Origin of the sequence: Glycomyces salinus, from assembly GCF_016428645.1 — a bacterium.
Taxonomy (GTDB): domain Bacteria; phylum Actinomycetota; class Actinomycetes; order Mycobacteriales; family Micromonosporaceae; genus Glycomyces; species Glycomyces salinus.
Genome location: NZ_JAELXW010000003.1, coordinates 23,038 through 35,767, shown reverse-complemented (window position 1 = coordinate 35,767; position 12,730 = coordinate 23,038). Strand labels below are relative to the sequence as shown.

Annotated in this window: 15 protein-coding genes; 4 read left to right on the top strand and 11 right to left on the bottom strand. The window is 70.3% G+C overall.

Annotation, left to right across the window (positions count from 1 at the left end; genetic code table 11):
* Positions 1-2: 2 nt before the first annotated feature.
* From panD to JFB92_RS01205, 3 genes are read right to left on the bottom strand one after another with little or no spacing between them, the layout of a single operon-like run.
* Positions 3-425 carry an aspartate 1-decarboxylase gene (gene panD / locus JFB92_RS01215; RefSeq protein ID WP_199034088.1) on the bottom strand — a complete coding sequence of 141 codons (423 nt, stop codon included), beginning with the start codon at positions 423-425 and terminating at the stop codon, positions 3-5.
* Positions 418-1,263, bottom strand: coding sequence for a pantoate--beta-alanine ligase (gene panC / locus JFB92_RS01210; RefSeq protein WP_199034080.1), 846 nt, complete (start codon positions 1,261-1,263; stop codon positions 418-420). Before panC ends, panD begins: the two co-directional genes overlap by 8 nt.
* Positions 1,260-2,153 carry a Rossmann-like and DUF2520 domain-containing protein gene (locus JFB92_RS01205; RefSeq protein ID WP_199034078.1) on the bottom strand — a complete coding sequence of 298 codons (894 nt, stop codon included), beginning with the start codon at positions 2,151-2,153 and terminating at the stop codon, positions 1,260-1,262. Before JFB92_RS01205 ends, panC begins: the two co-directional genes overlap by 4 nt.
* 126 nt (positions 2,154-2,279) lie before the next feature.
* On the opposite strand from JFB92_RS01205, the gene JFB92_RS01200 reads away from it, so the two are divergent.
* Positions 2,280-3,221 (top strand): SAM-dependent methyltransferase, encoded by a 942-nt coding sequence (locus JFB92_RS01200; protein WP_199034076.1) that lies wholly within the window; start codon positions 2,280-2,282, stop codon positions 3,219-3,221.
* 27 nt (positions 3,222-3,248) lie between these two features.
* On the opposite strand, the gene JFB92_RS01195 is transcribed toward JFB92_RS01200, so the two are convergent.
* Positions 3,249-4,118 (bottom strand): RpnC/YadD family protein, encoded by an 870-nt coding sequence (locus tag JFB92_RS01195; RefSeq protein WP_199034073.1) that lies wholly within the window; start codon positions 4,116-4,118, stop codon positions 3,249-3,251.
* Positions 4,119-4,193: 75 nt separating this feature from the next.
* Positions 4,194-5,033 carry an AraC family transcriptional regulator gene (locus JFB92_RS01190; RefSeq protein ID WP_199034071.1) on the bottom strand — a complete coding sequence of 280 codons (840 nt, stop codon included), beginning with the start codon at positions 5,031-5,033 and terminating at the stop codon, positions 4,194-4,196.
* 107 nt (positions 5,034-5,140) lie between these two features.
* On the opposite strand from JFB92_RS01190, the gene JFB92_RS01185 reads away from it, so the two are divergent.
* A complete protein-coding gene (locus JFB92_RS01185) occupies positions 5,141-5,800 on the top strand; it encodes an NAD(P)H oxidoreductase (protein WP_199034070.1) in 660 nt (219 codons plus the stop codon).
* On the opposite strand, the gene JFB92_RS01180 is transcribed toward JFB92_RS01185, so the two are convergent.
* Positions 5,792-6,454 carry a phosphotransferase gene (locus JFB92_RS01180; protein WP_199034069.1) on the bottom strand — a complete coding sequence of 221 codons (663 nt, stop codon included), beginning with the start codon at positions 6,452-6,454 and terminating at the stop codon, positions 5,792-5,794. The genes JFB92_RS01185 and JFB92_RS01180 overlap by 9 nt on opposite strands.
* Before the next feature lie 70 nt (positions 6,455-6,524).
* On the opposite strand from JFB92_RS01180, the gene JFB92_RS01175 reads away from it, so the two are divergent.
* Complete coding sequence (locus JFB92_RS01175) at positions 6,525-8,171, top strand: ABC-F family ATP-binding cassette domain-containing protein (RefSeq protein WP_199034068.1); 1,647 nt, start codon at positions 6,525-6,527, stop codon at positions 8,169-8,171.
* 21 nt (positions 8,172-8,192) lie between these two features.
* Here JFB92_RS01175 and JFB92_RS26420 read toward each other — a convergent pair whose 3' ends face one another.
* Positions 8,193-9,515 (bottom strand): outer membrane protein assembly factor BamB family protein, encoded by a 1,323-nt coding sequence (locus JFB92_RS26420; RefSeq protein ID WP_199034067.1) that lies wholly within the window; start codon positions 9,513-9,515, stop codon positions 8,193-8,195.
* 200 nt (positions 9,516-9,715) lie between these two features.
* Here JFB92_RS26420 and JFB92_RS01165 point away from each other — a divergent pair, with 200 nt between their 5' ends.
* Positions 9,716-10,051, top strand: coding sequence for a hypothetical protein (locus JFB92_RS01165; RefSeq protein WP_199034066.1), 336 nt, complete (start codon positions 9,716-9,718; stop codon positions 10,049-10,051).
* Between the two features lie 35 nt (positions 10,052-10,086).
* Here JFB92_RS01165 and JFB92_RS01160 read toward each other — a convergent pair whose 3' ends face one another.
* From JFB92_RS01160 to JFB92_RS01145, 4 genes are all read right to left on the bottom strand, one after another.
* Complete coding sequence (locus tag JFB92_RS01160) at positions 10,087-10,320, bottom strand: helix-turn-helix domain-containing protein (protein WP_199034065.1); 234 nt, start codon at positions 10,318-10,320, stop codon at positions 10,087-10,089.
* Entirely contained in the window at positions 10,320-10,814 is a 495-nt protein-coding gene (locus tag JFB92_RS01155; protein WP_199034063.1) for a DUF2975 domain-containing protein, read from the bottom strand. The genes JFB92_RS01160 and JFB92_RS01155 overlap by 1 nt, the downstream gene beginning before the upstream one ends.
* A gap of 123 nt (positions 10,815-10,937) precedes the next feature.
* A complete protein-coding gene (locus tag JFB92_RS01150; RefSeq protein WP_199034061.1) occupies positions 10,938-11,768 on the bottom strand; it encodes an HAD family hydrolase in 831 nt (276 codons plus the stop codon).
* A gap of 44 nt (positions 11,769-11,812) precedes the next feature.
* Positions 11,813-12,661 (bottom strand): HAD family hydrolase, encoded by an 849-nt coding sequence (locus JFB92_RS01145; RefSeq protein WP_199034060.1) that lies wholly within the window; start codon positions 12,659-12,661, stop codon positions 11,813-11,815.
* Positions 12,662-12,730: the final 69 nt, after the last annotated feature.

Here is a 12,730-nt window from a genome sequence, read left to right as displayed (position 1 = left end):
ACTTACCGCTCGGCTAGTGGCGATGCCACCGCGTTGCCGGCCGTTCCCGGGGCCGGGTGGGCCTTGTCGTCGTCGACCTCGATGATCTCGTTGTTCTCGTCGACGTGGACCACGCGCGGGGTGAACGAGCGCGCCTCGGCGTCCTCCAGCTGGGCGTACGAGATGAGGATCACCAGGTCGCCGGGGTCGACCAGGTGGGCGGCGGCGCCGTTGATGCCGATGACGCCGCTGCCGCGCTCTCCGGCGATCGTGTAGGTCTCCAGGCGGGCGCCGTTGGTGATGTCGACGATGGAGACCTGCTCGCCGTCGAGGATGTCGGCGGCCTCCAGCAGGTCGGCGTCGACCGTGACCGATCCGACATAGTGCAGGTCGGCCTGGGTGACCGTGGCGCGGTGGATCTTGGACTTGAACATGGTCCTAAGCATCGGGATCTCCGATCATGCTGGCCCCTATCGAGACCGGGGCGTTGTCGATGAGGCGGGTGGTGCCCGCCCTGGCGGCGATGAGGAGCCTGGCCGGGCCCTGCTCGGGGGCCGGGCCGAGCTCCGGGGAGCGGACGGCGATGTAGTCGACCTCGAGTCCGGGCTCGGCGTCCAGGACCTTCTCGGCGGCCGCGAGCGGATCGGTCGAGTCCTGGGCGGCGCGGAGGGCGTGGGGGATGGCCAGTGCGGCGGCGCGCTCGATGTCGGAGAGGTAGACGTTGCGGCTGCTCCGGGCCAGGCCGTCGGCCTCGCGGTCGGTGGGCACCGAGAGGATCTCGACGCCCATGTCGAGGTCGCGGACCATGCGGCGGACCATGGCCAGCTGCTGGAAGTCCTTCTCGCCGAAGCAGGCGAGGTCGGGCCGGGTGAGGGCGAAGAGCTTGGCGACCACGGTGAGGACTCCGGTGAAGAACCCGGGCCGGGAGGCCCCTTCGAGGATGTCGCCGCCGGGTCCGGCGTGGACGGTGGTGAGTCCATCTCGGCCTTCGGGGTACATCTCCCTCTCGCTGGGCGCGAACACGAGGTCGACGCCTTCCTCCTCGCACACGGCCGCGTCGGCCTCGAGCGTGCGCGGGTAGCGGTCGAGGTCCTCGCCGGGCCGGAACTGGAGGGGGTTGACGAAGACGGTGACGATGACCGCGTCGGCGGCCTCGCGGGCCCGCCTGATGTTGGCGCGGTGGCCGTCGTGGAGGGCGCCCATGGTGGGCACGACCGCGACGGTCCCGGTCATGGCGGCCCGGGCGGCGGCCAGTTCGGATCTTGAGTGGACGATCCTCGTCATCGGGGGTTCTCCTCGGGGTGGGCGAGTGCTGCGAGCAGTTTCTCGGCCTCGGCCGGTCCGATCCGGCCGGACGCGAGCGAGCGCTGTACGGTGCGGCGGGCCACGGCCCGGTAGGTCGGCCCGAATTCGCCGCCGTCGAGGGCGGCCGCGTGGGCGGCGACGGTCCCGGCGTCGCCGCGGGAGACCGGGCCGGACAGCCCGGCGTCGCCGTGGCGCAGGGCGTTGTCGAGCGCGGCCGAGGCCAGGGGCGCCAGCAGCTGCTCCGGCGCGTCGACGCCCATGCTGCGCAGCTGGTCGACGGTGTCGTTGACGAGCGTGACCAGGTGGTTGGCCGAGTAGACCAGCGCCGCGTGGTAGCGGGTGCGGTCGGCCTCGGCCAGGTGCTCGGCCTCGCCGCCCATCTCGACGACCAGGGCCTCGGCGATGAAGCGGGCGTCGGCCTCGCCGGTGACGGCCCAGGAGATGCCGGTGAGTCGGTCGAGGTCCTCGTTGCCGCCGGTGAAGGTCATGGCGGGGGCGATCGCGGCGGTCAGGGCCCCGGCCTCGGCCGCGGAGGCGAGGACGCCGGCCCCGTTGGCGCCCGAGGTGTGCACGACGATCTGGCCCCTCCGGTAGGGCAAGGCGCGCGCCAGGGGCGCGAGGGCGTCGTCGGGGACGGCCAGGACGAGCAGTTCGGCCGCGGCGGCCACGTCGGGCGGCGGGAGGATCTCGGCTCCGGGCAGGTGCCGGGCGGCGCGGGCGCGGGAGGATTCGGAGACGGCGCTGGCCGCCACGACGCGGTGGCCGGCGCGCGCGAGCGCGGCTCCGACTACGGAGCCGACCCGTCCGGCGGAGACGATGCCGACGGCGAGCCTGCTGGCCTGACGGCTCCCGGCGCTGGGGCGATCCATGATGTTGATCCAGTCCTTTACGAGGTACCGGTCGTTGCTTACTGATTAATTGTGCTTCGCCAGTACGCGGACGCCAGCCCGGGAGCCTGGGAGTGGCAAGATTCACTCGCCGGTTAGGGTCGGTGGATGCACGGGTTCGAGCGGTGGCGCGCCGCGATGGAGCGGGCCCTGTACGGGCCCGGAGGCTTCTACCGCAGGGAGAAGCCTTCGCACCACTTCGCCACCAGCGCCCAGACGCCGGTGTTCGCCGAGGCGGTCGCGCGGTTGGCCGAGGCGGTCGACGAGATGCTGGGGCACCCGCCGGTGTTCGACGTGGTCGACGTCGGCGCGGGCAACGGCGAGCTGATCGGCCACCTCGCCGCCCACCTCGACGAGCGGGCCCGCCTGGCCGCGGTCGAGCTGCGGCCCCGGCCCGCCGATCTGCCCGGGCGGATCGAGTGGCGCCCCGAGCCCCCCGAGTCCGTCACCGGCCTGGTGATCGCCTGCGAGCTGCTGGACAACGTGCCCTGCGAGGTCGCGGTCATGGACCCGGCCGGCCGGGTCCGCTACGAGGAGGTCGACGAGAGCGGCCGCACCCGGCCCGGCGACCCGGTCGAGGACGAGGACGCCAAATGGCTGGCCCAGTGGTGGCCGCTGCGCGTCCCGGGCGAGCGGGCCGAGATCGGCAGGCCGCGCGAGGCCGCCTGGAAGGCCCTGTCCGACCGGGTCCTGGCCGGCACGGTCGTGGCGATCGACTACGGGCACACCATGGAGCGCCGACCCGAGGCGGGCACGATGACCGGTTTCCGCGACGGCCGGTCGGTCCGGCCGGTCCCCGACGGCACATGCGACATCACCGCGCACGTGGCCGTGGACGCGCTCGAATGCGACCGGTTGGTCCGCCAGCGCGAGGCGCTGGCCGAGTTGGGCCTGCCGGTCGAGCGCCCGCACATCGCCGAGGCCTACCGGGACCCGACCGCCTACGCCCTCGGCCTTGCCAGGTCCTCGGCCTCGGCGCGCCTGACCGATCCGACCGGCCTGGGCGCGCACTGGTGGATGATCGCCCGCCGTCACCGGTCGCGGGGATGACGGGGCGCGGCCGCGGACCGTCTCGGGCTAGTCCACGAACAGGCCGGCCGCGCTGCTCGCGGACGGCGCCCGCAGCAGCCATCGCATCAACAGATCCTCATCGTCGCAGTTCATGATGCGTTCCCGATCGGCTCTGTCGATGTCGATCCCCCGGTCTTCGAAGAATGCCAATACTGCCTTGGCCAGCCCTTCGACACGGCCCTCGGCACGGCCCTCGCGGCGGAATTCAGAGACGTATCCGTAGCTCATGGTCTTCATTATGTTCCTCCAGTTCTGTCGGGTACAACCTTCGCCGAGACCTCCCTCGGTGAACTCGAACCAATACCTAGCCGTCTCGGGCTCGAGCGTTTCGATCGCTCCTACCAGTGGCCGCATGGCCTTTTCGACATCCGCATCGAGTCGGTGGGTCAGCAGGGCGAGGACGGCGAACACCACGTCTTCGGCCGCCTCCGCGGGGTCGGTGATGAGCGGCATGTTGTCGGGGCCCGCCACATGCGGGAACACCCTCAAGGAGGGCCGCTCGGGCGGGCCCAGGGCGAGCGAGCGTCGAGCCCAGTCGGCGGTGCTCCGCTTAGGGGTGAGCACCAGCAGGCTGGCCGGGATCGCGTACTTGCTCTCCAGGTAGCTGAGGTAGTACGCCCATCCCGGGATCTTCTCGTCCGACGGCTCGGTCTGCGGCTCGATGACCAGCAGGCGACCTCCGGCCGCGGTCTCGGCCTTGAGAACGGTGTCGACGCGCCTCTCGAGCGCTTCGATCGTCGTCAGATCGGTATCGAGGACGTCGACCTCTTCGACTTCGGGGAAGTCGACGGCCAGGACTCGCCTCAGGGTGCGCGTGAACAAGCCCGGTTCGTCGCGGAAGATGCGATGCAGCGCTTCATGGGGGATCTTCGCCATGAACTGAGGATATGAATCGGTGCAGGCGAATCGCGGCATTGACGTCTCGCACCAGATGTCGGGTGTCCGACACTGCTATGCGGCCGTTGGACGTCGCAGTCCGGCGCGGAACTCGGTGGGGCTGACGCCCTTGCGGCGCTTGAAGGCCGAGCTGAACCCGAACGGGTCTGCGTAGCCGACGACCCTGGCGACCTGCGCTATCGTCCTGGACGGGTCGGCCAGGAGGTCCTCGGCCAGTTCCATACGCCACGACGCGAGGTAGGACATCGGCGGCTCGCCGACGACCTCGTTGAAGCGCTTGGCCAGCAGCGCCCGCGAAACCCCGGCCTCGGCCGCCAGCGAGGCGACCGTCCAAGCGCGGGCCGGCTCGCTCTGGATCGCCTCCAGGGCCGGGCCGACCACCGGATCGGCGAAGCCGCGGTACCAGCCGGGCGCGGCCTCGCCCTCCTGGTCGAACCAGGACCGGAGGGTGCAGACCAGGCCCCAGTCGAAGAGCCGGTCGATCAGCGCCTGGGTGCCGGGGCGACGATCGGCGATGTCGCGGGAGGCGGCCTCGAGCCAGGCGCACACGGTCGGGTTGTCGTCGACGACGATCAGCTCCGGCAGCACCCGCAGCAGCAGTTCGTGGCGGCGGCCGGAGGGCCAGTAGGAGCCGAAGAACGCCGAGGTCGGGCCGGGGGCGTTGTCGACGAAGCGGACCGGTCCCCGGTCGGGGAACACCGCGGTGTGCCCGCTGGCGACGTCGGCCTCGCCGCCGTCGCCGAACATGATCGTGACCCCGCCGGTGACCACCGTGACCATGGTCAGCGGCGCCTGGTCGTCGCAGTGAATGAGCCAAGGCGGCTCCATCTCCTCGTTGCACAACTCCGCGCCCTCGGCACGGATGCCCCTCAGGAGCACGCTCAATGGATCCATACCGCAAGCGTAGACGCTCTCACATGGAATCGAGATCCACGGCCATAGTCCGTCCACGGATTCGGGGGGTGTACTCGACTGGTCAACCGAATTGCGAGGAGAGCAGCATGAACGAGAACCCCACCGCACTGGTCGTCGTCGCCCACCACCGCCGCGACTCGCTGACCGTCCACATCGCCGATCAGGTCACGGCGCGCCTGAAAGAGGCCGGCTACGCCGTCGACGTGCTCGACCTGCACGCCGAGGACTTCGACCCGCTCATGACCGTCGCCGACCAGCCCGACTGGGACGACCGCGACAAGGTCTACTCCGAACCGGCCCAGGCCCACCAGCGGCGGATCCTGGCCGCGGACGCGATCATCCCGGTCTTCCCGATCTACTGGTTCAGCGTCCCGGCGGTCCTCAAGGGATGGATCGACCGGGTGTGGGGCTACGGCTTCGCCTACGGGCGCAGCAAGCCGCGACTGGCCGGGAAGAAGATGCTCTGGCTCGGCCTGGGCGGCGCCGCCGACGACGACGACGAGTCCGTCCCGGCCATGCAGGAGGCCATGGACACGACCCTGCGCGACGGCGTCTCCCGCTACTGCGGGATCGACGAAGCGGCCGTGGAGATGCTCCTCAACGCCGAGGCCCAGCCGCAGACGATCGACGAGCACGGCAACCTGGTCGTCGGCGAGGCCATGTCCGGCGAGGCCCGCCGGGCCCACTACGCCGAACTCGACCGCCGGGCGCGCGACCACGTCGCCAAGTTCCTGGGCCTAGTTTGAGGCTGCGGCGGCCTTCTTCAGGGCCCTGCTGATCTCGGCGGCCTCGACGCTCGTGTCGGCTTCGCGGTAGGCGATCGCGGCCTCGATGGCTTCCGCCGAGGCCCGCTCGGCGAGTGCCGCGCAGAGTCCGCCGAGTTCGGTGGCGATCCGGTCGGCCTCGGCCCCGAAGTCGTCGGGTTCGACGCCGGCCAGGATCGCCCATGAGACGGCGAAGTCGGCCGCGTCGGCTCCGCGGGCCGCGTTGGTCCAATCGACCAGACGGGGTCCGTCGTCGGTGACGATGACGTTCTCGGGGTGCAGGTCCAGGTGGAGCAGGCTGTCTCCGCCCAGGTCGACGCCGCGCGGGGCGCCCGGGAGCCATTCGGGGGCCGGAATGCGGTGGAGACGCTCGTGCAGGTCGATGAGGATCGCGGCGGCCTGCGTGCCGCCGATCCGCCCGGCGATGAGTTCGGCCGCAAGGGTGGGGCCGTGGAGGCGTTCCATGGTCATCTCGCCGCCGGAGACCTCGAGGACCTCCGGGACTGGGTATCCGGCCTCGCGCACATGGCGCATGGTCCGCGCCTCGTCGGACACGTCGAAGTCCGCGCGCCGCAGCACCCGGCCTTCGTCCAGTGCGAACACCTGGGAGGCGCGCCCGGCGCCGATGAGTTCCATGTCTCGAAGCCTACTGGCACGAACGCGAAATGCCTTTGACGCCCAGGTGCCGTGCGCCCACACTCATCGCATGGGCTTCGTTGAACTGGCCGGGGTCGGCTACCGCCTCACCGACGGCAGAACGCTGTTCTCCGAGGTCTCCTTCAGAGTGGGCGAGGGCCGGAAGACGGCCCTGATCGGCGCCAACGGGACCGGCAAGACCACGCTGCTGCGCATCCTCACCGGCGACCTGACCCCCGACGCGGGGACGGTCGCGCACGGCGGCGGCCTGGGCGTCATGCGCCAGCTGGTCGGCATGCGCGAGGGCCTGCGGCCGCTCCAGAGCCTGGCGCTCTCGCTCGCGCCGCCGAACCTCCGCAAGGTCGCCGACCGCTACGACCGGGCCGAACGGGTCATGTCCGGCGACGGCACCGAGTCCGCGCAGCTGGCCTACGCGCAGGCCATGGCCGACTGGGGCGAGGCCGGCGGCTACGAGTTCGAGGTCCTGTGCGACACGGTCTCGGTCGCGCTGCTCGGCTCGACCTGGGAGACGGCGAAGTCGCGGCCGCTGCGCACCCTCTCGGGCGGCGAGCAGAAGCGGTTCGCGCTCGAACTGCTGCTGCGGGGCCCCGACGAGGTGCTGGTGCTCGACGAGCCCGACAACTTCCTCGACGTCCCCGCCAAACGCGAGCTGGAGCGGTCGATCCGCGAATCGGACAAGTCGATCCTGTTCGTCTCGCACGACCGCGAGGTCCTGGCGGGCGTCGCCGAGTCGATCGTGACTCTGGAGGCGGGCACGACCTGGACCCACGGCGGCGGCTTCGCGACCTGGCATGAGGCCCGCGCGGCCCGGCATGAGCGGTTCGAGGAGCTGCGGCGGCGCTGGGACGAGGAGCACCACAAGCTGCGCGAAATGATGCTCATGTACAAGAACAAGGCCGCCTACAACTCCGACATGGCCTCCCGGTACCGGGCCGCGCAGACGCGGCTGCGCAAGTTCGAGGAGGCCGGTCCCCCGCCGCTGCCGCCGCGGCCGCAGAACCTCCGGATGAAGTTGGCCGGCGGTCGCACCGGCAAGAAGGCCGTGGTCTGCTCCGCGCTCGAACTGGAGGACCTGACCTTCCCGTTCGACGTGGAGGTCTGGTACGGCGACCGGGTCGCGGTCCTGGGCGCCAACGGGACCGGCAAGAGCCACTTCCTGCGGCTGCTGGCCCGGGGCGGGACCGACCCCGAGGCCGAGACGGCGGCCGGGCGGGGACTGGAGGCGGTCGCGCACGACGGGGACGCGAGACTGGGCGCCCGCGTCCGCCCCGGGCACTTCTCGCAGACGCACGAGCATCCCGAGTTCGACGGCCGGACACTGCGCCAGATCCTGTGGGAGGGCGGCGAGGACCGCCCCAGCCTGGACCGGCAGCGGGCGATGAGCGCGCTCAACCGCTACGAGCTGACCGCCCAGTCCGAACAGGACTTCAAGACGCTCTCGGGGGGCCAGCAGGCGCGGTTCATGGTGCTGCTGCTGGAGCTGTCGGGCGCGACGCTGCTGCTGCTCGACGAGCCGACCGACAACCTCGACCTGGAGAGCGCCGAGGCCCTGGAGGCGGGCCTGGCCTCCTTCGAGGGGACGGTCCTGGCGGTCACGCACGACCGCTGGTTCGCGCGCGGCTTCGACCGGTACCTGGTCTTCCGGAGCGACGGCGAGGTCGTCGAATCCGACGAGCCGGTCTGGGATGTGCGCTGAGCACGCCCCAGGCCGCGGCGGTCAGCCGGTGGCGAGGTGGATCTCCAGGAACGCCTTCTGCTCGAGGTCGTCGTAGCCCTCGGCGAGCGCGTAGCCGGGACCCACTTCGAGGAGGTCAGTCGGCAGTTCGAAGGCCAAATCCTCGGAGGTGCGGGCGTCGAGCGCCAGCGGCGGGCGGGCGCCGCCGGTGTACTCGGCGTAGATCACGCCCTTGTACAAGAGGTTGATCCGGCTGGGGAGTTCGCGCTCCGCTCCGATCGACTCGTCGTCCCAGAGCACCTCACCGGTCGTCGAGTCGATCGCGAACACGGTGCCTTGGTTGTCGTAGCAGACCATCGGCGATTCCCGATCGAACTTGCAGAACAGCGCCCCTGCCGACTGGGTCGACTCGAACACGGGTTCGCCGGCGGCCGCGTCGACCACTACGTATTCGTCGGACTCGTCCCCGTACTGGCCGGTGATGTCGGCCGTGAATTTCACGAGCCCGTCTCCGAAGTTGTGGCTCTCGATATTGATGCCGGATTCGAACTCGTGGCTCCAGAGGGTCTCGTCGGTGTTCAGATTCACGAGCATCCCGGCGGGGTGGTCGCCGTCGCGGTCGAGGTCGTCGCCGGCCTCGAATGCGGCGAGGATCTCGCCTTCCGCCGCGACCGCCCTGATCTCGTCGGAGATCCACACCGAGTCCCCGGTGGAAGTGTCCAGCACGTGCGAGCGCGTCTGCTCGTTGTGGGCGCCCCAGGCCAGCACGATGTGCTCCGCGTCGGTTTCATGCACCGTCAGGAACGGGTTGACCCCGCGATTCCAGGACTCCAGCTCCTGGGTCCAGGCGACCGAGCCGTCCTCGGCGTGGAACGCCTGCACGAGGATGGTCTCCTGCTCGGCCTCGGACCCGGTGACCGGAGGGACGTACGAGAAGATTCGCACAAGCAGCATGCCGTCTTCGGACGGCGCGAACACGGTCTCCAAGTGCGACGATGCTTCGGCGTCTGCCGGGACCGATGCGTCGTCGAGCGCGGCTTCGGTGACCGTCTCGCCGGTGGCCAGGGAGTAGGAGACGACCGTGTCCTCGTCTCGGGGCTGGATCGAATTGTCCTCTACCAGGTAGGCGCCGTAGAGGAGCCCGTCGCGGGTCTGGTGGAGGGAGGGCCTCGGGACCTCGTGCACCTCGCCGAACTCGAGCGGCGGGTCGATGTCGGGCAGCGCCGCCGCTTCGGCCTCCTCCGGTTCGGCCGCCTCCGTGGACTGCGAGTCATCGGATTCGATGGTTCCGTCGTCTGCGGAGGCGGAGCAACCGGCCGCGAGCAGCAGGCTGGACAGGGCGAGGATCGATCCGGCTTTTTTCACACGGCGATACTGGCCGACTCCGATTGCCGTTCGCTTGCCGTTGGCTTGCCGACCTCGTCCCGGCGGCCTCACTCGGCGCCGTCCTCGGTCCGAGCGGCACGGCACTCCAGTGGCAATCGAATGGCAAGCGCGGTCGCATACCGTTCTCTCTCGCCCGTCCGAATTAGGACCCCGAATCATCTGAAAGCGACTCGAAACACATGTTGATCTGGCAAGGCAAAGGCATCCTCGTCCTCCTCCCGGCCATCCTGTTCGCGGTCTTCGCCTCCCTGACCGAGGTGGTCGTCTCCTCGAACAGAGACGTGGCGACCGGTGGCGGGCTCCTTCTCGGCGGCATCGCCGGAGGGGCGCTCATCTGGTGGTTCGACCGCTGGCTGGAGCGGCGGAACCCGCCGCGGACCCTGGTCGACCAGCAGACCGGCCAGCAGGTCGCCGTCAAGCGCCGGGACTCGCTCTTCTTCATCCCCATGCGGTTCTTCCCGTACCTGTACGGCGCCGCCGCCGTCGGCGGCATCGTCCTGCTCGTCACCGCCTGAGCGAGACCGGGGCCGTCCTCGCGGCGGTCCCGGTGTCATTCCCCGGCCGGCGGCTCGGGGCGGGCGTCGGGCTCCCAGCGCAGGAGATCACCGGGCTGGCATTCGAGGACCTCGCACAGCGCATCGAGGGTCGTGAAGCGGACGGCCTTGGCGCGGCCGTTCTTGAGCACCGAGAGGTTGGCCGGGGTGATCCCGACGCGTTCGGCCAGGGCGCCCACGGACAGCTTGCGCTTGGCGAGCATGACGTCGATGTCGACGATGATCGGCATCAGATCACCTCGTCCAGCTCGGACCGGAGGCGGTCGGCCTCGGTGTCGCGGTCGATCGCCTGGGCCAGCAGTTGCCGCAGCACCAGGACGATGAGGGCGATCCAGGCGATGACCACGGCGATCCCGACGATCAGCAGCACGACGCCGGGCGCCACGTCCTCGCCGGGGGCTGCCAGGAAGCCCAGAGTGAACACCAGCAGTGAGGCCGCCACGCAGGCACCTATCACGATGTCGACGTAGCGGAAGGCGGCCGGGGAGAACACGTTGCCCTTCCGCACCAGCGTTAGCAGCTTCCACACGCACACCGCGAACACCTGGAAGGCCGTGAGGCTGAGCTCGAGGACGACGACGTAGGCCACGCCCAGACCGCTCAGCCCGTCCGAGTCGGCCCCGTCGGCGGCCACCATCGGGATCATCACAGTCTGCATGAACAGTGCTCCGCCCATCGCCACGGTGAGGACGATGCGCAGAGCGAGCACGGCCAGTGTTCCCATCGAGACTCCTTCTATCGACCTACGGTATGAACATATCGATATTCGATAGATAATGTCAAGTCGCGGGCGTGCTCGGATGAACTCGGAAGCAGGGAGACGGCCGCGTCGGTGCGGGAGCCGGTCTCAGACGAGCTCGTCGAGGACGTACTCGAGGTACTGGGCGACGCCGTCGTCGTCGTTGGAGTCCAGGGCGATCTCGTCGGCCACCTCTTTGACCCACGGGTGGGCGTTCGGCATGGCCACCGCGTGGCCGGCGGTCTTGAGCATCGGCAGGTCGTTGGTGGCGTCGCCGAAGGCCAGCACGTCCTCCCAGCCGATGTCGAACTTGTCGAGGACGACCTGGAGCCCGGCGGCCTTGTCCACCCCGACCGGGCAGACCTCGAGCATGCCCACGCCGGACTCGGTGATGACGACCTTCTCCAGGTCGACCACGCCCATGGCGGCCTCCAGCAGTTCGGTCCCGGAGATCGCATCGGAGACGAAATAGCCCTTGACCATGGGGCCGGTGAAGGCCAGCTCCCTGGGGAGGGTCTCCAGGCGCACGGCCGGCCACGGCCAGTCCGGCCAGTGGTCGCCGGTGATGTCGCGGACGGGGTCGGCCGGCTCGGCCAGGGCCCGCAGGGGCCCGACCTCGGCCTCGATGCGCGCCACGGCCTCGTGCAGGACCTCCCCGGCCACCGAGCGGTTGGTCATCTCGACCACCGAGTCGTCGTAGCGGCACTCGTAGACGAACGCGCCCTGCCCGAGCACCAGGAAGTCGGCCGATGGGATGTCGCGGCGGCACAGGTCCAGCAGCCGCGGGCCGCGGCCGGTGGCGCCGACGACGATGACGCCGGAAGCGGCCAGGCGCTTGAGCGCGGCCATGCTGCGCGGCGAGACGCTGTCGTCGGACCGGACGAGGGTGCCGTCCAGGTCCGTGGCGACGAGCCGGGGCGCTTTCGAAAGGTTGATCATGCGTCCTCCTCGTTTGCTGGCTTCGGCCCGCCGGTCCCGTTCGTTCAGAACCACCGCTCCAGGACTTCGGCCACGCCGTCCTCCCACACCGAGGGGGCGACTTCGTCGGCGGCGGCCCGCACTCGCGGGACCGCCTGGCCCATGGCCACCGAGTAGCCGGCCCACTCGAACATGGTCAGGTCGTTGTGCGCGTCTCCGAAGACGACGGTGTCGGCTGATGATACGCCGTAGTGACGCGCGATCCTGGCGACTCCGGTGGCCTTGGTCACTCCGGGTGGTCCGATGTCGATCCAGCCGTTGAAGCCCACCTCGACGTGGTAGTCGGCCGGGTCGAGCGCGGCCGCCGCGGCCAGGCGCAGCGCCTTGGGATCCTGAGTGCCGGGGTCGCGGCCGTTGTCGGAGGCCACGCGCGCGATCAGGCGCGGCACCGGCCGCTCGGCGGCCTCGTCGAGGCCGATCGGACCGGCGAACTTGCCGTGGAAGTCGGTCGCGAACCCGCTCGTGTGGTACCAGCCGTCCAGGTCCCGGGCGACGGCGAACTCCACGGTGGAGTCGGCGGCGCGGAAGGCATCGATCGCCGGCCCGGGGTCGACCGTGGCCTGGTAGGTGATGCGCCGGTCGCCGAGGTCGTATTCGCTGGCTCCGTGTGAGGCGGACGCGAAGCCCTCGATCAGCTCCAGGTCGTCGGCGGTGCGCTCGGCGCCCCAGACCGCCCGGCCGGTGACCACCGCGACCGGGACGCCGGCCTCGCGGACGGCCCGCAGGGCCTTGATCACGCGCTTGGTCGGCTTCGTGGCCACGCCGTAGTGGTAGTCGACGACGGTGTTGTCGAGGTCGACGGCTACGAACTTGGGCGGAGTCTGCTTGAGAGTCGACGGGGCGTGAGCGCGCACCATGCAACAGTATCCCGTCGAAGGTGAACGCCATGGGTGCCCGCGTCTGAACTCACGTCGAAGCGAAAT